The following is a 21,812-nucleotide window of genomic DNA, read 5'->3' as shown; positions in this document are numbered from 1 at the left end:
TTGTGAAAGTCTTCAGTTTGCTTGTAAATTTTCTCTATTATCACTTTCATGAATATTTGGCGGAATTTGCTGTTTGAGGAAATTTATTTCCGAGGTAATTCTGTCCCGGTATTTCGTATAGGAGTTGAGTGCATCAATTGCATCCTGCCAATTACCTGCCAATGCGTTGCTCCTGAAATTAATGGCGCTCGAAAATTTGGGACTTCCTCCCTCTTGGTAGAATCTCGATACCCAAACAGTTTGCCAACCTTGAGGCAGCGCTGCGAATAGCGGCACTCCATTTTTATTTTTAGCTTGAGTGTCCCACGATATTTTTGCGGTATTGGTTATAGAGGTGAAAATAATCATATCGCAAATATCGGCCTCATCCTTGGTGAGAACAGGAACCGGACCGAGCGTAGCGATTAAAGCCACCACTTGCGCTTTTGTCATTCCAAACATTTTATGATTTGCAAATGGTTGTATTTTTTCTAGCAGAGGTCCTGATAAACCCTGCTTCTTCATATCACCAACGGTCCATTGACCTAAATCGAAACCTGATGCAACCGTCATACCGCTGTGGCCAATGACGACTCCGTGCTGCATAGGCACATAACCCCGTAGCCACTGATCGCCTTCAGCCCTCGCTATGAACTGAAAGTTTATATTCGTACCTAATTTCGGATTAATGAAAGCAAAAGCTTGTTCACTCGTCTTCGTTGAGAATCTGCTTTTCATGCGGCGAGCCTCCAAAACCCAAGCTTGTCCGCACGTAATAGCATCCCCTACTGCCTTTAGGAGGGCAGCACGATCAACAGGACCAGATGCGGGAGTCAATTGCCTGTAAATAGCTTGAAGTGAAAGAACTGTATCAGCGCGAAGCCCAAGATCGTTTATGAAGTGTTGAACATCGACAGGCGATGAAAAGCGCCGAGTCACCGCTCGCCACGCTGGTGGCAAAAGCCCCGTTCCAATAACCGTCTTAGTTAACCCGTGACCATGGGCGTGAACGAGATGAGCTTTAAGCCAAACGAATACAGCATCGTCTTCAATGTCTATACGATCGTCCAGTATCGTGACCCGTTCGTCCGCCGCTTTCCATGCGACGTCAACAGGGACATATGGACGAGGCGTCGTTTTGTTTTGAATGGCCATCGTGTGCTACCGTCCTCTCGCGGAAGCACTTTTAGCCCAAATCTTAGGCTTTATTCTACTCCCGATACCCCGGCTGCTCCCGGTCCAGCTTCCGCTTCAACGCCGTCCACACCAGCATTCCCACGTTCTCCTCTTTCTGGAACTGCGCGAAGGTGCGATCGACCATGGCGGGGGAAGGCGTGATCAATTTCGCGCCGGTAGACTGCGCCGCGACCTGGATGCGACACGCTTGCTCAAGGTAATACATGCGGTAGAACGCCTCCGCGACCGTGGCGCCGACGGTCAGAAGGCCGTGGTTGGCGAGGATCATGGACTTGCACGTGCCGAGGTCGCGCACCAGCCGTTCCCGCTCGCTCAGGTTGTCGTCGGCAGCCACGCCTTCATAGCTGTGGAAGGCGACGTCCCGACAGAACTCGATGCTGATCTGGTTGAGCGGCAGGATGCCGCCCTCCTGCGCTGCGATCACCATGCCCGCCAGCGTATGGGTGTGCATGACGCAGGCGGCGTCGTGGTGTTCGCGATGAATGGCGGAGTGGATGACGAAGCCCGCCGGGTTGACGTCGTGGCTGGTCTTCTGCGCGGGCTGTCCATCGGCGTCGACGATGACGAGCGAACTGGCGGTGATTTCCTCGAACAGGAAGCCGTAGGGGTTGACCAGAAACCGGTTGGCGTCCCCCGGCAGGCGCACGGACAGGTGCGTATAGACAAGGTCGGTCATGCCGAAATGGGCGATCAGACGATATGCGGCGGCCAGATCTTCGCGAAGGCTCTGTTCGGTCGTTCCGGCGTCCATGTCGTGCGTCTCCTTTCCGGCGGTCGTCCCTTTGCGGGGCGTCGCGTTACTTTCGATGTCGATACTATCGGGTGCGCCCGGTTTGTTGAAGTTGCGGCGGGGCGGAGAATGCCATTTCATCGGGACAGGCACCTGCAGCGTGCATGACGCGCCCGGTCGTCGTTCGTGCGCGAGAGGTGGTCTGCAAGACGGGATTTGCTTGGCGGACGCTACGTCACGGAACTCCGGCGCAGAAGAAACCGATGCGTCGTGGGGAAAAGATGGTTTGATCCGGATATTTTTTCTATAGATTTCGTATTCGAAAAAATCGCTCTGAATACGGACTGGATTTCGTAACGCAGTCATACACTACGCTTTCTTGCGTCGTCTTCTATAATTTGCCTTATTCTTTCTCGATACTCGTTTTCATCCATCAGGAAAGAATGAACCACTCTCAAGCCGCATGTTTACGGGACGCAACCCGCGCACGGGCAGTGCGTAACGCTTACAAGCCGGAGAACCGATCATGAAGCCACTCATCGGAAGGGTCGTCTGATCTCCCCGTACGCCCTGAGGAACGGGATCCGGGCGGCGGCTCTATGCGCCGCTGCCGGCGCGTCCGCAGCGGCGCACGGCGCAACGTCTGAAGCCGTGACTGCGCAGGGCTGGCTTTCCAGCGTGACGTTCGCGGCCCAGATCGAGGGCGGCGTCAACGCCAACCCGGCCCGACCCGGCAATGGCGTCAATTATGGTCAGTTCATCGGAGATCGCGCCAATCAGGCTCAGCTTAACCAGCTGACGGCCACGATGGCGCGGGCCGTGGACACTGGCGCCAGCGGATATGATTTCGGTTTTGTCCTGCGCGCGCTCTACGGCTCCGATGCTCGCTATTACAATCTGGACGGACTCACGGACCGGGCGATCCCCTCGCGTTATCAGTTCATCCTGCCGCAGGCGCATATAGATGCGCACCTTCCCTGGCTGACCCGGCGCGGGCTCGACGTGCAGGCGGGGGTTCTAGGCTCCCCGATGGGGATCGAGACGCTCGACCCTACGACGCGGCCGTTCTATTCTCTGGCTTACACGACAGAGTTCGCGACCCCGTTCGAGCATGTCGGCGCGATGTTCCAACTTCATCTCAACAAACATTTCGACATTCTGTTTGGTGTGGACACAGGCAACCAGACTTCGTTCGGCGGCGGCGACAACAACGGCGCGGCGGCGGGATATTTCGGCTTTACCGGAACGGGGCTGGCTGGCGGCAAGCTGGCAGTGACCTATCTTGGCCGCATCGGCCCGGAAAATGCCGTTCGCCTTTTGGGCGCGCGCGCCAACGGGGCGCAACGCTTCTGGAACGACCTCGACGTCACGTATCAGCTCAGCAGCAAGTTGACCCTGACTGGCGAGCTGAACGTCATGCACGATGCAGGCCTGCGCGCCGACACATATGGATTTGTCAGCTTTCTGAGCTACCACCTGACGCCGACTCTCACTCTGAACTATCGGGGGGAGATATTTCGCGACAACACCGGACTGGTGGTCACAAGCTTCCTGTCGGACACAGCTTATATGCGCGCACTTTTCGGCAAATCGGCAGCAACGCAATCTGCGCCGGCGACGACGTATGGAGCGCTTACGCTCGGCGCCACCTGGCGGCCGGAGACCGGGCATGGCGTGAAGCTGTTCGAGATAAGGCCGGAAATTCGATTTGACCGCTCTTTGAACGGCACCACGCCCTTCAACGACCTTCGCAATGTCGGGCAGTTCACGTTTGGAGTGGATATGGTTCTGGGTTTTTAACCGCTCTTACGCCTGTTTCATGGCGCCAAGGGAAGCGCAACGGGGCCCCCCGTATGCGAGGACGCCGGGGCTGCTCGTTACTGCGGGCAGGTACAACTAGAAAATGCAGGGCGGTAACCCGCCACTTCTCCTCCTTGAATGAGGAGAACCGCATGGCGGCGCTTCCGCGCCGCCATGCGCGCCAGAAGAGTTCCGGCGCGACCGGACTGGTCGGTCAGATCACTTGCGACCGCGACGCGCGGCGGCGGGAGCCTTCTCGATGGCGGCGGACTTGGCGGCCTTTTTCGCGGGCGCGGCGGCCTTTGAAGCGGCGCTCTTCTTCGCGGCGGGCTTCTTACGAATTTCGGTGACCGTCTTGCGCAGGACCGGGGAAACCTTGAAACGCACCGTGCTGCCAGCCTGCACCTTCACGGGCTCGCCAGTGCGGGGATTCAGGGCATTGCGGGCAGGCGTGTCGTGAACGGTGAACGCGCCGAAGCTCGGCAGCGTGAAACCACCGGTCGACAGCAACTCGCCGACGATCGCATCGATCAAATCTTCAGCCGCCTTCTGCGCGGCGACTCCCGTGCTCCCGAAGGAGTCCTGCAGCACCGCTGCAATGAACGCTTTGCTCATGTGTAAACTATAACTCCGTAAACCCGCCGGTGCGACGCACACCGCGTTCCCATGCACATACAGCGACGCAAGGACGCATGACAATCATCAGTTTCAGTCTGGACCAAGAAGATTTTCTCATTCGCCCGGCTTTTCCGCTCAGGGCGTCCCAAAGAACACATAAAATCAGAATGTTCGGTCCCAGAAAATGCTTGAAACCGACATGGCGCAAACAACGCAATTTTCTGGAGAGTTAGATTCGAATCCGTTACGTACATCGATCACACGTCGCATCTGGATGTGAACGCTTATCAGAACACGACATTTTTGCATGGATTAATTTTGATCAGAAAATTATTTTTTACGTTTTGTAAAGCATTCTACTTTTGTTCGCTCATCTTCCCCAAATTGCTAAAGGTGAATTCGTAAGCCCAAGGAGAGCACATAGAGTCCGTTTGGAAAAATCAACGCCAGATTAAGACAACCTCCTGTCTTGGGACGACGCGTAGCACTTTAAAGCAAGGTTTGGAGAATACCGACATCACCGTCAGAAGCGGAAATTTCCAACCCCACGCAAAATCCCGATATAGCAGAGCATTTCAGGCGATAATGCGCCGGTTGAGAACATATGTTCCTCTCACACGGCGTATCTCGCAGCGCGGCGCATTTCCTGTGCCGATTCACACGAAAATGGCTGCCTTTTCTTCCCGAAAATCAAGGCACCGGTGAAATCGTGAACCGATCACGCCGGACCAGTACGCTCTGGAAAACGGATGACGCCCTGCTCGCTGTGTCCGTACGCGCTACTGCGGCATGCCCTCAATAAACAGATCGGTTCAACAATTTTGCGGAGCAATAATCTTTGGTGAATGATCGTAAAAATTTCCAGCTCTGATACAGGCGCGTCTTGAAGGCAATAGGAAATGTATTTTTCCTATAAGTTCCATTAAAATCGAACAAAAGACGCCGCTTAGCCGTCACCGCTGCCGATCGCTTCAAGCCGGCTCACCGACGGAATGTGAATATCCTGCCCTGCGCCAGCCCCGATCAGATGCTCCCGCCGCAAGCGGCTGAAGGTGCGGCTCACAGTCTCGACCGTAAGACCTAGAAAATCTGCAATATCGGCGCGCGTCATGGGGAGAAAGATATCGGCCGCGGGCGGCATGCACTCCCCATATTTTTCCACCAAACGACCACACAGGAAGCTTGCGACGCGTTCATGCGCCGTCTTGCGCCCCAAGAGCAGCATCTGATCCTGAGCCGCCACCAGCTCGTTCGCGGCTTCGGCGAGCAGACGGCGCTCTATGCTTGGAAACTCCTCCATGAGCGTCTCAAGCTTCGTGCGCGAAAAACGACACAACTGAACTTGCTCGACCGATTCAGCGCCAAAAGCGTAATGATCGGAAACGGCCAGCCCCAGAAAATGCCCTACGCCGACAAATCCCGTTATCTGCCGCCGCCCGTCGGGAAGCGACTTGAACAGCTTCACCGTGCCGCCAGTAACGTTGAAGAAATCGTGAGCAGCCGATCCCTCCTCGATAAACACGTGGCCAGCAGGCACAGTCACTTTTACGGCGGCGCGGGACAAGCGCTCCAGTTCCTTGTCGGCAAGAGCGCTGCACACGCCATGACCACGAACTTCGCAGGCGGCGCAATTTGTGCAACCTTCCATGCCAGCCAATACAAGCCGCCGAGGCCGGCGGAGTGCTTGATCCGATAAAGATACAGTCGACACGAGGTTTTTATCCTCCTTATGCAGACCGCGAGTATGGTCCAGGCGCAGATGCGCGTTGTTTTACCGCGAGAACGCGCAAACCGCATCCCCTCCGTTCGAATAATTTCTTGATTTATATCATTGTCCCGACCCGGCTCCACCAGCCACCAACGCGACACAGAAGATTATTCGTGAAAGCCCGCTGCTGGTGAATTGACGTGCAATTACCGCGCCTGATCGCACGACCTCCAAAGGTCGTTTCGCTACGACGCATAAAACACGTGACAAACGTAGTCATTCGGAGGCGCGTTCGCTAAGCGCGAGCATTTCCTGACAATCTTGTGGGCAAACGCGAACTGGCAGGGATGATGCACACAATGGCGCAAAAGCGCACGAACGCCATTCCCATTCAGGTCGAACCCATGGGGCGACACGACCTTCTCGTCGCCTATCCGCTGATGAGACTGAAGACGCCTTCCATGACGCCCGGCGACTGGATGCGCACCGCTCGCATTCTGACGCGCGAAAACGAAAACCCTACGCAGGGCGGCCTACTGGCGCGTTACGAAGGGGCGCGAGCCCCTTGCGGTCTGGCTATTTATCGTCGCGAGACAAAGCGTGGTGGAAAGACACGGTTGATTGTGAACTCCATCATCGTCGCCACCTGCGGCGCGAGTTGGCCCGTGGTGCACGCAATCGCGGCGGAAAGCGTCAGGGTAGCGGCCCGTCTCGGGTGCGTAGAAACGGAATACCATATAGCCGCGCAGGACATGGCTATGGCTTTTGAATTCCATGCGGCCGGAATAGCCGACGAAATCGTGGTGCTGCAGAAAAACCACAAACCGATGGAACAGCCATTTTCTTGATCCAAATCAAGGCTTCTTCGTGATCACCATGGTTTGTCCGTCTCGACGTAAAGTTTTTCTGAAAGACGACCAGCCATGACCGCATACCGCTCCGCATTGGCCGCAGCGCTGCTTGCGGCGAGCGCCTTCACCGGCGCCGCCCACGCACAGGCGGCGCAATCCGCAGCTGCCTCCTATATCAACGCGCCTGTGGCCGCTCCGGTCGCGGCTCCTATTTCCCACAGCAGTCATTGTGGTCTGTTCGAAACCTGCGCCAGCACGCGGATTGGGCTGGGGCGCGGTGATTTCATCGTCCGCCTGTCTGCAATTGGCGTTCTTCCGCAAGACCGCGACAGCAAGCTCTGGCTGAACGGGGCCGCGATCCCGGGCCGAGTCAAGGCCACGCGTCAGGCGGCGCCGGAATTCACGTTTGAGTATTTCTTTACCGACAACGTTTCGGTCGATCTGATTGCGGCCAGCACACGGCATGAAATCGCCGCCGACTCCACGCCTTACGGCCACATCGACGTCGGTAGCGCATGGGTGCTTCCGCCAACCGTCACCTTCGCGTGGCACTTTCGCCCCCACAAACGCTTCAACCCGTATCTGGGCGTGGGCGGCTCGCTAACCTGGTTCCACAACGTCTCTCCGGCTGGCGGTCTGGTGCAGAAACTGAACATGGGCGTGACCGGCGGTCCGGCGATCAATGCCGGTTTCGACTACCAGCTTGTCGGCAACTGGTTCTTCAACGTCGACGTAAAGCAGATCTTCATGCGCGCTCACGCCTGGGCGAACGATCGTGGGTCGGGGGCTTTTATCAAGGCGCATGATTCACTCGATCCGACCGTCGTTGGCATGGGCATCGGGTACCGTTTCTGAAAATGAGTGTGGCGACCGCCGATTTGCTGGCGCGCTACAACGGCAATCTGCCGCGCTATACAAGTTACCCGACCGCGGCCTGTTTTACGGACGCGGTCGGTTCAGAAGACGTCGCCGCCTGGCTGCGACGTCTTCCTCCGGCCAAGCCGGCCTCCCTCTATTTCCATGTGCCATTCTGTGACGAGCTATGCCGCTTTTGCGGCTGCAACACCTCCGTGGTCCGTTCGGAGCCAGCGCGCAGGGCATACGGCGAGCTTCTGATCGAAGAGCTTCGGCGGGTCGTCGCCCTCATGCCGCAGGCGGAGCGTCTTCTTCCTGTCGCTCATATCCATTTCGGCGGCGGCACGCCGACGACGCTGCCAGCCGAAACACTGCAAGCCATACTCGCTGAAGTACAGAAGCTCTTCGACCTGAAGCCTGACGTCGAGCAATGCGTAGAGTTGGATCCCCGCCATTTTTCAGAGGCCATGGCGAAAAACCTCGCCGCAATGGGCTTCACCCGCGGCAGCCTTGGCGTTCAGGATATAGATCCGACTGTGCAACACGCCTGCGGCCGAATACAAAGTTTCGAGCAAACCGAGACCTGCGTCGCAGCGCTGCGACGAGCAGGGTTTCACAGCGTGAACATAGATCTGATCTACGGTTTACCCCTGCAGACGACGGACGGCGCACGGCAGACTGCCGACAGGATCGCCAGTCTCCGCCCTGATCGCCTCGCGGTGTTTGGTTACGCGCATGTGCCCTGGAAACAAAAACGACAGAGCCTGATCAAGGACTCTGATCTGCCTGGCGGCGCCGAACGGCTGGCGCAGCGGGAAATTATCGACTTGACCCTTCGCGCGCATGGTTACGAGGCTGTAGGCCTCGATCACTACGCCCTGCCGGACGACGCATTGGCCAAGGCTGCACGCGAGGGCTCGCTTCGGCGCAACTTCCAGGGCTACACAACCGACGAGGCGGAAACTCTTCTCGGCTTCGGGGCTTCCGCGATCTCCTCCTTTCCCCAAGGCTACGCCCAGAACGTCGTTTCAGCTGCCGCCTATGCGCGTGAACTGGATGCTTCGTCCTCGCTTCCCGTCGCGCGCGGCGTCGCGTTTTCTGGCGACGATCTTGTCCGACGACGCCAGATCGAGCGTATCATGTGTGGCGCGCCCGTTGATCTTGCGGAGGGCCTTTTTCAACGGGAGCAATCTGCTCTCGACGCTCTGGCTCGTGATGGCCTCGTCTCCGTCGATGGCGGTCGATTGTTTATTACTGAAGCCGGACGGCCGTTTCTGCGTCATATCGCGGCGGTCTTCGACCGTTACCTCCCGAACGGGGACGACACGACGCCTCGCTATGCTCAGGCGATCTGACCACACGCGGCTCGATGAAGCGGCCTGTTCTTCGACGTCGTTCCAGTGGGGTCCGCAAATGCGGAACTCCCGGCCGATCGCAAATCTCCCGATTTCCTTCGTTCTGCGCGTGCTTGTGCCTGTCCCAAAGCTTCCCTAGAACAGGACCTAGCTAATCTGCGTCCGGAGCGGTTTGAATGTCCGAAACCAGCACCCTCAGCGACTTGTCGGCAAGCGATCTGGCCGGAAACGAACGCGCCGTAGCCTATCTCGGTGAACATGGCTGCAAGACTGTCGAAGACGCTTTCGCCCTTGCTAACATCCTCCACACGGATCGCTGCGTCGCGGAAGCCGCCCGTCTCTACCGGAGAGCTTACGACCTGCATTCAAAACAGCCGCACCAGATGCCTCCGGCGCACACGCTGTTGCATGTCAGTCTTCTGTGCGAACTGAAAAGCGGCGAGACGCCCGCTGACGACGATCTGAAGCAGTTGCGGGCTCTCTCCATACCCTATTTCAACTATATCACTGGCATTCAGGCAGCGTGGCGGACCGGCGATTTTGTCAAAGCCGCCCGTGTCATGGGCAACTGCTACGATGAGTTTCATACAGGGGAAGAGTGCGACTGCCTCTATCTGGAGGTTATGCGCAATGTCTATCGCGACACCCTTTGCAGCGGCGCGAATTCGACTTTCGGCGCGATTCCCAGAAAAATCTATATGTACTGGGACCAAAACCCTCCCGAGGAAATCGAGAAAAATTTCTCCTATCACCGCTCCCTTCAGGGCGTAGACGTAAAGATTTTCGATCAGGAAGAAGCCGCTCAATGGCTTTATGACGTCTACGGCGTTGAAGCGCGGAACCTGTTTCTGTCGTCGCGACACCCGGCGGAAGCCGCTGACTTCCTGCGCGTGCATGTCATCCAGCAACTTGGCGGGTGGTGGCTGGACGCGGATATACGCCTGAAATCGGAGCAGGTTTTCTTCGAACGACTGGATCATGGCAGAGATCACGTATTTCTTCTGACAAACAATCATTACATCCACAATGATTTTTTCGGATCGATCTCCAACAGCCCTATTCTCGGCGACATACTTCTGTCTCTTTACAGAAACAGCTACCTCTATCCGGGGCTTTATATTCCATACAAAACAGGGCCCGGCGTCTTCAATCGCGCTGTGAACAGGGCTTTCCACGCCGACTTCAACCGCCTCGGCGGTCTGCCGTCCATGAGGATTTACGATCAGGCCACTTTCAACGACGTCATCGAAGAGTTCGACGTCAAATACAAATTCGAGGGAAAAACCTGGCACACCGTGAATTCATAAGCGCATCGGTGCGCTCATATAATTCGGAGCTGCATCTTCCATCGTTTTTTGCATAGCGAACGCCGCCCGATTACGGGTCGTAATGCATGTGCCCCGTCGAACCTGACGCAATCAGCGGGGATTGATTGTACAACGCGCCTCTCCGTGCAACTCGCACTTCGATTCAAGCCTGCTTGGCCGGTGGCGCCGTCTGGATAATTACGGACGACGACGTCTCTGGCGATTGAACACCGTGGCAGGATTTGCGTTGAATATCCCGGGTTTCAGCAGAAACCACACATCTCAGCATTTACGCCTCCGATCACTTTTCTTTCGCCAGAGCAACACATGCACTCTACTCCTGACCAGTCGCTCCCCGACCTTCGACCCGGCATCCGCCCGCCGGGCCGACGCACGTTCCAATTCTGGGCGCAGGGCGTGCTTGTCGCCATAATCGTCGGCCTTACCCTCTATACGCTGGGGCGGTTTCGTGTCGCTCTTCTTTGGAGCGCCGTCCTCGGGGTCACATGTTGGCCGTTGATGATATGGCTGCAGCGGCGATGGACGTCACGCCATTCAGCTACGCTTATTCCCGCCTCCATTGTCGCCGCCATCGGACTCGCTTTCGTCGTGCCTGCCGGCTTTCTCATCGGCGCAGCGGCAAGTGAAGCCAAGGACGGATCTGCATGGGTCAAACAAATCATGGCCGACGGCGTCCCGCAGCCGGCGTGGCTGGACCGTCTTCCATGGGGCAAAGCGCAGGCGGAAAGCTGGTGGGCGAGCAATCTGGCTCAACCGGACAGCGCACGCGAACTAGTGCGCCACCTACGGACTGAACAGAGTCTTGGCGCTATCGAGCATCTCGGCCATGACGTCGCCAACAGACTGGTGCTCCTGACCTTCACGCTGCTGATCCTGTTCTTTCTCCTGCGTTCAGGTGCGCGCCTGACAAACGGGCTAGACCTGCTGATCTGGCGTCTTTTCGGCCCACGAGGCCGTATGGCGCAGCGACAGATCGTCGGCGCCGTGCGCGGCTCAATGGCCGGACTGGTTCTGGTCGGATTGGGGGAGGGCCTTGTCATCGGCCTGTCCTACGTCGTCGCGGGCGCGCCTCAGCCACTCCTGCTCGGTATATTCACCGCCCTGGCGTCCATGATTCCAATGCTCGGCTCAGTTGCGGTCGCTCTCAGCGTCGCTCTGATTCTGATCAAAGGAAGTGTCGTCGCGGCCGCATGCGTCGCCGTGTTCGGCGGCGTTGTCCTGTTTCTTGCAGACCACTTCATCAGACCTGTCCTGATCGGCGGCTCTATCCGCCTACCCTTCGTCTGGGTCCTTCTTGGTATTCTCGGAGGCCTGGAAACCTGGGGCCTGATCGGCCTTTTCGCCGGACCTACCCTAATGGCGCTGGCGCATCTCTGCTGGCGTTTCGGCTCCACCAGAGCCAACAGGGAGGGGCGTGCGGTCAACGCCTGAGCGCCGGAGAGCGTCGGCAAACCGTGAGTGACGCAGTTCTTCGTTTCTCATCAACCTCGGGCGTCACTGTTCGAGCAAGACGTTTTTTGCCCCCCAGTCCAGCGCCTCCTCGTTGCGCCTGCGCTCCGTCGTTGCATTAACTGGTTTACAGCATCGGTTCGTGTATCGAACCGATCAGGCTGCATAACGTCCGCCACAAGTTGCGTCCTGGCGAGCTTACGAACGAAGATGCGGGTAGCTTGCCCGGTTTGGAGCAACGGAAAACGCCCGAAGGACGCCACCTCTCTATGCCCGCCCAACGGCCGCGGACCGTCGCTTCCGATTTAACCGACGCGCAACCCTTACGCACCACCATTCCGGCGCGTCTGGACCGCCTTCCATGGTCACGATTCCACACTCTGCTCGTAGCGGCGCTAGGCGTCACCTGGATTCTGGACGGGCTGGAAGTGACCATCGTGGGTACGCTCGGCCCGGTGTTGAAAAGACCCGACACGCTCTCGCTGACTGACGCACAGGTTGGGGAGGCTGCTTCCGCTTACGTGGCTGGCGCTGTGCTGGGGGCGCTCGGGTTCGGTTGGGCTACGGACCGGATGGGTCGCCGGCATATATTCGTAATCACCCTGGCCCTCTACATTATCGGCGTCGGATTGAGCGGCCTGTCCTGGAATGCAACCAGTTTCATGACTTTCCGGATGATCACCGGGTTTGGAATCGGCGGGGAATACGCGGCCATAAACTCCGCAATCGACGAGCTTGTGCCCGCCAGAGTGCGGGGGCGCGTCGATCTGTTTGTTAACGGCACATTCTGGGCGGGTGCGGCCCTGGGAGCCGGGGCATCGATGGGGTTGCTGAAGTCGCAACTGCTGCCGGTTCCTGTCGTCTGGCGTCTACTTTTCGTGATCGGCGCCATTCTGGGCGGAGCGGTCGTTGTCCTGCGCCGCTGGGTTCCGGAAAGTCCAAGATGGCTGATGACACATCGCCGCGGCGTGGAGGCTGAAAGCGTCGTGGAGCAGATCGAACGCCGCGTTCACGCCGGTGGCGTCGAAACAACCGCAATCAACGAAATTCTGCCAACGGTGACGATTTATCCTGCAGGAAGTTTTTCGCTGCTCGACTGTCTGAAGGTCATGATCGGCGATTACCGAAGCCGTGCGGCCTATGTGCTGGTGCTGATGATCGCCCAGGCCTTTCTCTACAACGCAGTGTTCTTCACCTACGGCCTTGTCCTGACGCGTTACGGCCATGTCGCGGACGAGCGTGTAGGGCTTTATATATTTCCGCTCGCCCTCGGCAATCTGCTGGGGCCGCTCCTGCTGGGTCGATTTTTCGACACGATTGGCCGGCGGCGTATGATCGCGATCAGTTACGGTGTCTCCGGCGCGCTCATGCTGGCTGTATCCTGGCTGTTTGGCGACAACGTTCTGACGGCGTTTACGCAGACAGTTTTCTGGTCGGCCATTTTCTTTTTCGCGTCCGCCGCCGCCAGCGCCGCCTACCTTACCGCCAGCGAGATATTTCCGTTGGAAATGCGCGCTCTGGCCATCGCATTGTTTTATGCCGTCGGCACACTGTTCGGGGGCGTCGCGGCGCCAATGCTGTTCGGCCACCTGATCGAGGAGCCCGGACCGTTACCACTTGCCTACGGCTACCTGGCTTCAGCGATTCTGATGTTGGCCGCGGCGGCCGTCACCCTGAAGTGGGGCGTCGACGCGGAGGGCCAATCTCTGGAGACCGTGGCGGCGCCACTGTCGTCATCACGGCGATGAGGTCATCATCGCCATGATTCTGGAGACGCGCGGCCTCCAGAATTGTTACAAAATGAGCGTTTTTGGAAAATTATTCCGGTTGCGGGCCGGGGCGTTCAATGTCGTGCAGTTGCTTGAGAAGTGCAGACACCTGATCGTGCCGCGCCTTCGCCTTCGCAAGCTGCTCCGGCGTCAGAAGATCATGAATCTTCACGGCGACGTCCAGACGGGCGGCGTCTTCCTTGGCGTGCAAAGCCTCTTCCTGCTGCTGCAAGGTAGCCAGTTGCGTCTTGTCGACAGCGCCCGGGGTCAACAGGATGTTCGTGATCTGCTCGTGAAGATCACGTCCCTGATCACGAGCGTCCTTTTTGTCCTCATGAACCTGCTTGAAGATGTCGTGTAGCGCCGATTTCTGCTTCGACGTAAGATCGAGCCCTTCGAGCATCGGAAAGCCTGGTCCGCCCATGCCGGGACCATGAGGGCCCGGACCAGCCTCCATGGGCGGATGATCGTGGGCGACGGCGCAGCCGATCAGACCAAAAGAGCCCAGAGCGATCGCCATCGTAGGCAGTACTGCAAGCAAAGTCCGCTTCATCGTTTTCCATCCTGAGGGGCGGGATTCGAAGTCACTCGCCCGATTTACATGACCACAACCCAAGTATGCGTCACGACGCGCTCCAGCATTGCTACGAAATGTAAGTAGGCGGCCGACCGATGTAACGACTTCATCTGAAGTGAACGTGCACTTAACTGCCTTTCATGGATGAAGGTTGGCATGATTTCCAATGGCATTGCAGCATTGCTCCGGAATTAGGAGGAACGGCGGTTAAAACAGCGAAATTAGCCTCCAGTGAGCATGTGTATATCGTTCTGATCTCGCTACGGAATGAAATACCTACGAGATTCTTCGAAGCAGTCTTGAAAAACGGGCAAAACGGAAAGCTCTGTATTACGCTCCGACCAAAAGCCTACCTTCAGGCGCGCAGCAATTTGCCGCGACGAGCCAGCGGAATTAGTGACAGCGAAATTACAGTAAGGACAGGCAGGAAGCTCCTCTTGCAAGTGCGGCGGCGGCTTCACAGGCTTCGGCTAAGCAGGCGTCATCGAGACGATTCTGCCGAGACCAGAGAGCCAATCAGATCAGTCTCGTCGCTGCGATGGGTGTTGCGTCACAGTTCACGGGAGATCGTCGAGTAGTGAGGACCCGTCCTGCCGGCGATCTCGCGCAGGCTGACCTCAGAGCTTCCCTAAGGGTTGCTATCAGACGGCGTTCGGGGAAGCTGAGGTGGGCATATCCACGTGGCATGGAGTGGCTCCTTCATCTGGCGCAACCACGATAAAACCCCGCACGCTGCACTTCAGATTAGAATTCGCCAGGCAACTGATTGAAGCCAATTCCTTCGGAGATCTGATCGTTGAAGGCGGCAACTCGTCGCGTGACCGCGTGCTGACCGACAACGAACTGGCCGCCTACTGGAACGCCCCGCACCAGTTTTCTTACCCGTTTGGCCCGTAATTCCGCTGCTCTCCCTGACCCTGCAGCACAGGGATGTATTGGGAGCCTGCGCCAGCAAAGGGGCAAAAGCCTGAGTCGGATCGGAGGCCTCAACTGCGCCAGTTTCACGCGCAGATTTTTCGACCGCTATCAAAGATATCAAGTTTTCATGGAGTCGCGGGCGGTGTGATTCAAAAGAGTCCGGAGACTCGACCACCGCAGTTCAATCACCTACCGAATTTTGAAAATTTGTAGATGGGAAGTGGTGGAGCCAATCGGAATCGAACCGACGACCTCCTGAATGCCATTCAGGCGCTCTCCCAACTGAGCTATGGCCCCTCGCTAAGGTCGCCTGCGGCGTCCTACGGAGTGGGCGCGGTATAACCTTGCTGAAAGCCTCTGGCAACCCCTATCGCAGGATAAAATCTAAAGCTGCCATTCACCCTACACCCCGATTACGCCATAGCGACGCAACGCCCCAAGAAGCGGGAGCATCGGCAGGCCAAGGATAGCGGACTGGTCGCCGGTGACCGCCTCGAACAGTTGAATGCCTGGCCCCTCCACCCGATACCCACCGACGCAGGAGAGGCATGCATCGGCCTCTTGCTCCAGATATCCCTCGAGAAACGCGTCCGAGAATGTTCGCATTGTCATGAAAGCGTGCGCGACATGCCGCCATATAACTTCTCCATCATGCCAAAGCGTCACGGAGCTGTGCAGCCGATGGGTCCGCCCTCTCAGATCTCGAAGTTGGTTGCGCGCGCCCTCGATGTCCGCGGGCTTGTCGAACCATCGCCCCTCACAACTCAACATCTGGTCCGCCCCTATGATCAGGGACGTTCTGGAGACGCCGGGGATCCCTCCGACAGCCGCAGCTTTTGCTTCAGCCAGCGCCAGCGCCACCGCATCAGCGTCCTGACCAATGGCGCGCGCCCGCGTCTTGTAGAGCGCCTCGTCGACCGGCGCGGCTCGCCATGTGAAATCCAGCCCCGCCGCCGCCAGAATCGAACGTCGCGCACTCGAACCGCTTGCGAGCAAGAGTGGGGGCTTTTCCATCAGTTCACGCTGCATATGACGTCCTCCAGTGACAGTTTCCGAGTCGGTTTTTGCGATCTCTACATAGCTCTCGACAATCGACTCGAAACATTGGGTGTGATGCGGGAGGTGAGTACTTCGGTGGGCAGGCCGTTTAGTACTGGGGTACATGTGGATAGTACTAGAGGCGTAGTTCGGCGGTACCGAGTACCGGGGACAAGTCCTTCGCCCCCGGGTACGGTGAGTTGTACACAGCCTTCCTGCGAGTAAATCGGGATAACTTCAAAAAACGTCTATTTTTCAACGGGTCGCAATCTGTACACATCTGGGGAAACATGGGGTACGTTTTTGGAAAGACGGGTACCCCTTAATCCACAGGGCTCATAACAAACCCAATATTTCTTTCTTCTCTTTTCTTGTTTAGAGATGGCGGCACTGATCGAGATACGAGGTGAACGGGCGGTGACGGTGGAAAATACGACGCATCAAGGTCGGCGGCTCTTACGAACGCTGAACGGTGAAGCCGTATGGCCTCCTCCGGTATGGCTGATGCGGCAGGCAGGGCGTTTCCTCCCCGAATTCCGGGCGTTTCGCGAAAAGGCGAATTTTCTCACCCGGTGCATGACGCCGGATATCGCGACTGAGCTGACGCTGCAGCCGATTCGTCGTTTTGCGATGGACGGTGCCATTCTGTTTTCGGACATTCTGATTCTCCCGTGGGCAATGGGACAATCTCTTGATTTCATTGAAAATAAAGGTCCGGTCCTCGAACCGATTCGCAGTGAATCTGATCTGGCGCGGCTGAATCCCCGTCGCGTGGCGGAGGTCACTGCGCCAGTTATGGAAACATTGTCTCGGCTACGCCGCGCCCTGAGCGAACCCGTTGGAGCGGCGCCCGCCAACAGCGTAACGTTGCTGGGATTTGCCGGGGCGCCCTTTACGGTCTCTTGCTACATGGTCGACGGCGGTAGTTCGCGAGAGTTTGCGCAAACCCGGTTGATGGCGTTTTCCGAACCGTCTCTGTTCGACCGGCTGATAGCTCTGCTGACGGAAAGCACGGTGGATATGCTTTCGGCGCAGATCGAAGCAGGTGCGCAGGCGGTGATGTTGTTCGATTCCTGGGCCGGGCTTTTGCCTCCTACGGAATTTCGCCGTCATGTGATTGCCCCTGCGCGCCAGATCGTCGCCGCATTGAAGGCCCGCCATCCTTGCGTCAAAATCATCGGTTTCCCTCGACTGGCGGGCATCATGGCCCTGGAATACGCTCGCGAAACCGGGGTCGACGCTCTGGCGCTCGACACCGGGGCGGATATCAAGGCGATTGCGGCTCAGGCTCCGCCGGGACTGGTGCTGCAGGGAAACCTTGATCCGATATCGGTTCTTGCGGGTGGCGAAGCGATGCGTCGGGAGGCTCTGGCCGTTCGGGAAGCAGGACGTGGCAGAGCCCATGTCTTCAATCTTGGCCACGGCGTTCTGCCCACCACGCCGCCTGAGCATGTTGGCGAACTGATCGCGACTATCCGAAACATCGACACATGACATTGACGTGCGGTTCGGCGCTATCGCCTGAAGGCAGATTGCGGCTTGTAATCTTCGATTGCGACGGCGTTCTGGTCGACAGCGAGGCGACGAGTTGCCGGATTGTCGCGGAAGCCGCGCGGGAGGCGGGACTGGATGTGCCCGACGAAGCTGCCGTCGCGCGGTTCGCTGGAAGGGCGCTTTCTTCGATCCAGACGGATATTGAAGAGGCTATAGGTAGCAGTCTGGGTGAGAACTGGTGTCTCACAATTCAGGATCGCTTTGTTCAGGCTTTTGGGCATGGTGTTGATCTTGTCGACGGCGCACATGCGATGCTGGATGGCGTCATCAACTTGGGCTTGCCTGTTCGAGTGGGATCAAACTCTTCAATGGCCGAGATGGATGTGAAATTCCGTGTCACCGGTCTTTATGATCGACTCGATGGACGCATTCACTCAGCAAGGGATATGAAAAAGCCGAAACCTGATCCGGATGTGTATCTTTATGCTGCGTCCCTCGAAGGCGTGACGCCTGCAGAATGCGTCGTGTTGGAAGATAGCGATACAGGGGCTCGGGCAGCTCTCGCGGCCGGAATGACTTGTGTCCTTCTTCGTCCAGCACAAGAGTCCGCTCCATATGAAGATAATCTGATTCGAATTGAAACGCTAAAGGAATTTCAGCCAATTTTGGAAAATGCACTATTTTCCCAAAAACTGAAAACACCATGATAAGCGTGTTGCAGCCTTGGTATCCGTGGTTAAAGGCGATGCACATCATGGCGGTGATCGCGTGGATGGCCGGTCTGTTTTATCTGCCGCGTCTGTTCGTCTATCATTGCCAGGTGATAAAAGGTTCCCAGGAGAGCGAACGTTTTAAAATTATGGAACGTCGACTTCTGCGCGCAATTATCAATCCGGCGATGATGGTGTCATTAGCATTTGGCGTGCTTCTTGTTCTGACTCCAGGAGTGGTAGATTGGAAAGCGGGATGGTGGCATACCAAACTTCTAGCCCTTGCAGGTATGTTTGCCTTTCATGGAGCTTGCGCGAAGTGGCGTCGTGATTTTGCGGACGACAAAAATGTCCGATCAGAGAAATTTTACAGAATCGCAAATGAAGTGCCGACGATTTTGATGATTGTGATCGTGATTATGGTCGTTGTGAAGCCATTTTGATGTTTTGTATGGATTTTAAACACATAGAACATACTTGGAAGAAATGATATTAATTTTTTCGAGTTAATATTTATAAAACTCGATTTTTATCTAACATACCAACCAAGTGATATTTTAAGAATTAAATTCTGTATTTTCTGAACGGCGGATGTTTTGAAAATGGGCTGCCTATTGCCACTGAGGCAACAGGAAGCCTGAATCTGACGAATTTTATGCATGTAACATGTAATTTTTACGATCGTCGCATATCTAATGGGCATCTGGTTTATCTATCAGCTTTTGTGAAAGATAGACGCCTTCCAATGCGCGTTCATGGGCGACTTCCCTCGCGTTGACCGTTCCGGAATGTCCGCCTTCCGTATCCTCATAATACAAGAACGGCACGTCAAGTTCTTTCAAGCGTGCGGCGAAGCGCCGCGCATGCACTGGGCCAACCCTATCGTCCTTTGTCGAAGTGAAAATGAACGGTTCAGGATAATGAATTTTGTCCTGAAGATGTTGCAACGGCGAAATAGACTCCAGAAAAAGCCGTTCCGCCGGAACGCTCATCGAACCATATTCATCCACCCATGATGCTCCGGCGGACATAGTCTCGTAATGGAGCATATCGAGAAGTGGAACGCCGATTATAACTGCGTTCCACAGTTCTGGATGCTGGGTGAATTCTACACCCATCAGCAAGCCGCCATTGGAACGGCCTCGAATGCCAAGATGTGCGACGGACGTAATTCCCTGTGCAACGAGATCGCGACCTACCGAGGAAAAATCGTCGTAAATTGTCTGACGCTTAGTTTTTCGTCCTGCTTCGTGCCATGCTGGGCCGAACTCGCCGCCGCCGCGGATATTTGCCACGACATAAACGCCGCCCCTTGTAAGCCATAGGCGGCCGATCTCGGGTGCATAGCTGGGCGTATAAGATGCCTGAAATCCGCCGTAAGCCGTCAGCAACGTTGGATTGGTCCCATCTTTCTTCATCATTTTGGAATGTACGGCAAAATAGGGGACTCTGGCGCCGTCCTTTGATCGCGCCCAAAGCTGTTCCACAGTCAGGCCGGTGGCGTCGAACATAGCTTGGGTTTCACGGATCTTTTCAGCCTTCCCGAAAACATCGCCCACCAGCCACAACTGCGGTGGGGAGATGTATCCCTCGGCCGTCAGGAACGCCCTGTCGGATGTCCGATCGGCATCGACAATGTGAACTGTCGACATGTCTGGCAAAGGCAGGACGTGTTTCGCCCAGGGTTCGCCAGCCTTTTTCGGGGCAGTCATGGTCATCGCTCGACCGCGAACATTCTCGAAGTAGGTAACTACGACAGTATTTCGCGTCACGGCGACTTCATCAAGCGCCTGGGAGTCGTTGGGGGTGAAAAGAAGTTCGACGTCCTGATCGCTCGCCGCAGGAGCCACGGAGACCAGACTACCTGCTGGAATGAGCCGGCGGTCGGGAAGCGTCCAATCCTCATTCACGGTAAAAATCAGTCGTCCGCGAAGCATGCCCTGCAACTCTATGTGATCAGGCAATGCTAGCCAGCGGAGATGCCCTGGTCCTTTCCCCTCCAGCGCGCTGTCCATTCCGTCGAGAATCGCGAACCGGCTGGTAAAGAATGTCGGAGAGCGTCGGATGAGCACGATTTTGTGGCCGTCGCCGTCTGTCAGAGATACAGGCTCGACAGCGACGTCGCTCTTTTCTCCTCGCGCGACTTCTACTGCGTCCTCCAGAGATTGTGTGTGTCCCACACGCTTGATCACGAAAGGGTAGCCGGACGTGGTCAGGGTCGTCCCGGCTCCGTCCCAGTCGCGGCCCACCAGAATTGTATCGCGGTCCACCCATGCAGACGACTGTTTGGAGCGTGGCAGACTGAAACCGTTTTGAACGAATAGCCCCATATGGGTGTCGTATTCTCTCAAGGTTTGTGCGTCTTCCCCTCCGTTGGACAGGGCGACAAGACAATACCGGTCCTTGGGCGCAAGACAGTCAGCGCCCTGGAACACCCAATTTTTGTTTTCTTTTTTTGCGAGCGCGTCGATGTCGAGACGCGTGACCCAGCTGATAAATTGCTGCCGGTAGGCGTCCAGCGTCGTTTGGCGCCAAACGCCGCGCGGGTGCCCGGCATCTTGCCAGAAATTCCATATCTGTCCGGCAAGAAAGCGGGGTTTAGGCAGCCGGTCCTGACTTTGGCCCACTGCGAGCGCGTCGTCGTAAAACCCTTTATAACGGGGATCGCTTTCAAGTGTGTTGGATGTTCGGCGATTCTGGGCGTTTACCCACTCGAGCGCCTTTACCCCTTCTATTTCACCTAGATAATCTGTTGCGTCACGACTTGTGGCTGCTTTCAGCGGCGCCGACAGGCCTGTGTGTGCGACGATGAGGGCAGCAAGAGTGAAATATGATGGGCGCATGAAGTTTTCCTTCCTTGCTGCGACTCTAGCGGGCGAAATCCGTCCTACACAAATGCAATTGGTTTGTGTTTAAACATCACATATATGTAAAACTAAGAGTGAAAATTTTTGTAATTTTTATGAACAGCATTCAGAATGTAAACAAAATATATCACGAAATTACTTATTAGAATTATTATTATTATATTAATATCATGAAATATTTACAAATATAAAAACGTGCCGAGATAATTTTTTATGTGACATCAGTGCTCAAAAAGAATACATGATGCTAGGGCCTGTTAGGTCTTGAAAGACGGAGCGCACTGCATAGCTCTTTGTCATGAGCATGATACAGTCTGTATTTTCCGATGATGCATGGTCGATCTGGGAACCTCTGATCGAGACGGTTCGTCCGAAAGGCAAAACCCCGCCTCGCGATCTGCGACGGACCATGTCAGCGATTTTCTGGCGCCATCAGAACGGCGCGAAATGGCGCTCCATTCCTGCTGAACTCGGCCCCTGGTGGACGGCAGCCCAACTCTTCATCCGCTGGGCAAAGCTCGGCGTCTGGCAGGCTCTGTTTGAACAGGCGAAGGGTCAGGATTCGGCTT

18 protein-coding genes, 1 tRNA gene and 1 pseudogene are annotated in these 21,812 nt (G+C 56.4%); 12 read left to right on the top strand and 8 right to left on the bottom strand.

Features of this window, described 5'->3' with window-relative positions; genetic code table 11:
* Positions 1-12: 12 nt before the first annotated feature.
* The gene (locus tag G442_RS24375; RefSeq protein WP_084440491.1) at positions 13-1,134 is read right to left on the bottom strand and encodes a pesticin C-terminus-like muramidase; all 1,122 of its coding nucleotides are present in this window, start codon (positions 1,132-1,134) and stop codon (positions 13-15) included.
* Positions 1,135-1,189: 55 nt separating this feature from the next.
* Positions 1,190-1,927, bottom strand: coding sequence for a class II aldolase/adducin family protein (locus G442_RS0109925; protein ID WP_026397883.1), 738 nt, complete (start codon positions 1,925-1,927; stop codon positions 1,190-1,192).
* 630 nt (positions 1,928-2,557) lie between these two features.
* Here G442_RS0109925 and G442_RS0109920 point away from each other — a divergent pair.
* Entirely contained in the window at positions 2,558-3,706 is a 1,149-nt protein-coding gene (locus G442_RS0109920) for an outer membrane beta-barrel protein (RefSeq protein WP_246789400.1), read from the top strand.
* 348 nt (positions 3,707-4,054) lie between these two features.
* On the opposite strand, the pseudogene G442_RS21685 reads toward G442_RS0109920, so the two are convergent.
* Positions 4,055-4,321 (bottom strand): annotated as a pseudogene (locus G442_RS21685) (HU family DNA-binding protein); the annotation flags it as partial.
* Positions 4,322-5,270: 949 nt separating this feature from the next.
* Complete coding sequence (locus G442_RS0109910; protein WP_174766885.1) at positions 5,271-5,972, bottom strand: Crp/Fnr family transcriptional regulator; 702 nt, start codon at positions 5,970-5,972, stop codon at positions 5,271-5,273.
* Positions 5,973-6,391: 419 nt separating this feature from the next.
* Between G442_RS0109910 and G442_RS0109905 the strand changes: the two genes are divergently transcribed.
* The 6 genes from G442_RS0109905 to G442_RS0109880 all read left to right on the top strand — a co-directional run bounded on the left by G442_RS0109905 (position 6,392) and on the right by G442_RS0109880 (position 13,618).
* Positions 6,392-6,880, top strand: coding sequence for a hypothetical protein (locus tag G442_RS0109905; protein ID WP_146882272.1), 489 nt, complete (start codon positions 6,392-6,394; stop codon positions 6,878-6,880).
* A 75-nt stretch (positions 6,881-6,955) separates the two neighbouring features.
* Complete coding sequence (locus tag G442_RS0109900; RefSeq protein WP_026397879.1) at positions 6,956-7,738, top strand: OmpW/AlkL family protein; 783 nt, start codon at positions 6,956-6,958, stop codon at positions 7,736-7,738.
* Between the two features lie 2 nt (positions 7,739-7,740).
* Complete coding sequence (hemN, locus tag G442_RS0109895) at positions 7,741-9,093, top strand: oxygen-independent coproporphyrinogen III oxidase (RefSeq protein ID WP_026397878.1); 1,353 nt, start codon at positions 7,741-7,743, stop codon at positions 9,091-9,093.
* A gap of 176 nt (positions 9,094-9,269) precedes the next feature.
* The gene (locus G442_RS0109890; RefSeq protein WP_026397877.1) at positions 9,270-10,400 is read left to right on the top strand and encodes a glycosyltransferase family 32 protein; all 1,131 of its coding nucleotides are present in this window, start codon (positions 9,270-9,272) and stop codon (positions 10,398-10,400) included.
* Between the two features lie 327 nt (positions 10,401-10,727).
* The gene (locus G442_RS0109885; RefSeq protein ID WP_084440488.1) at positions 10,728-11,852 is read left to right on the top strand and encodes an AI-2E family transporter; all 1,125 of its coding nucleotides are present in this window, start codon (positions 10,728-10,730) and stop codon (positions 11,850-11,852) included.
* 287 nt (positions 11,853-12,139) lie between these two features.
* Positions 12,140-13,618, top strand: a complete 1,479-nt coding sequence (locus tag G442_RS0109880) for an MFS transporter (protein ID WP_026397875.1) — start codon at positions 12,140-12,142, stop codon at positions 13,616-13,618.
* A gap of 70 nt (positions 13,619-13,688) precedes the next feature.
* Here the strand turns inward: G442_RS0109880 and G442_RS21680 are convergent, their stop codons facing one another.
* Entirely contained in the window at positions 13,689-14,192 is a 504-nt protein-coding gene (locus G442_RS21680) for a Spy/CpxP family protein refolding chaperone (protein ID WP_035376453.1), read from the bottom strand.
* A gap of 690 nt (positions 14,193-14,882) precedes the next feature.
* Between G442_RS21680 and G442_RS0109865 the strand changes: the two genes are divergently transcribed.
* Complete coding sequence (locus G442_RS0109865; RefSeq protein WP_026397874.1) at positions 14,883-15,113, top strand: hypothetical protein; 231 nt, start codon at positions 14,883-14,885, stop codon at positions 15,111-15,113.
* Between the two features lie 242 nt (positions 15,114-15,355).
* Here G442_RS0109865 and G442_RS0109860 read toward each other — a convergent pair.
* Positions 15,356-15,431 (bottom strand) — tRNA-Ala (locus G442_RS0109860).
* A 105-nt stretch (positions 15,432-15,536) separates the two neighbouring features.
* Entirely contained in the window at positions 15,537-16,163 is a 627-nt protein-coding gene (locus tag G442_RS0109855; protein ID WP_026397873.1) for a Maf family protein, read from the bottom strand.
* 513 nt (positions 16,164-16,676) lie between these two features.
* Here G442_RS0109855 and hemE point away from each other — a divergent pair.
* From hemE to hemJ, 3 genes are read left to right on the top strand one after another with little or no spacing between them, the layout of a single operon-like run.
* Positions 16,677-17,666, top strand: a complete 990-nt coding sequence (gene hemE / locus G442_RS0109850; protein WP_246789416.1) for a uroporphyrinogen decarboxylase — start codon at positions 16,677-16,679, stop codon at positions 17,664-17,666.
* Positions 17,663-18,373 carry an HAD family hydrolase gene (locus G442_RS0109845; RefSeq protein ID WP_026397871.1) on the top strand — a complete coding sequence of 237 codons (711 nt, stop codon included), beginning with the start codon at positions 17,663-17,665 and terminating at the stop codon, positions 18,371-18,373. Before hemE ends, G442_RS0109845 begins: the two co-directional genes overlap by 4 nt.
* Positions 18,370-18,819: a protoporphyrinogen oxidase HemJ gene (gene hemJ, locus G442_RS0109840; protein ID WP_026397870.1), complete on the top strand. Its 450-nt coding sequence runs from the start codon at positions 18,370-18,372 to the stop codon at positions 18,817-18,819. Before G442_RS0109845 ends, hemJ begins: the two co-directional genes overlap by 4 nt.
* A 249-nt stretch (positions 18,820-19,068) precedes the next feature.
* On the opposite strand, the gene G442_RS0109835 is transcribed toward hemJ, so the two are convergent.
* Positions 19,069-21,219 carry a prolyl oligopeptidase family serine peptidase gene (locus tag G442_RS0109835; RefSeq protein ID WP_026397869.1) on the bottom strand — a complete coding sequence of 717 codons (2,151 nt, stop codon included), beginning with the start codon at positions 21,217-21,219 and terminating at the stop codon, positions 19,069-19,071.
* Positions 21,220-21,547: 328 nt separating this feature from the next.
* On the opposite strand from G442_RS0109835, the gene G442_RS0109830 reads away from it, so the two are divergent.
* On the top strand, positions 21,548-21,812 hold a 265-nt coding region (locus tag G442_RS0109830), incomplete at its 3' end, for a transposase (RefSeq protein WP_154660363.1).

The organism is Acetobacter nitrogenifigens DSM 23921 = NBRC 105050, assembly GCF_000429165.1.
Taxonomy (GTDB): domain Bacteria; phylum Pseudomonadota; class Alphaproteobacteria; order Acetobacterales; family Acetobacteraceae; genus Acetobacter; species Acetobacter nitrogenifigens.
This window is presented reverse-complemented; position numbering and strand designations above follow the sequence as displayed.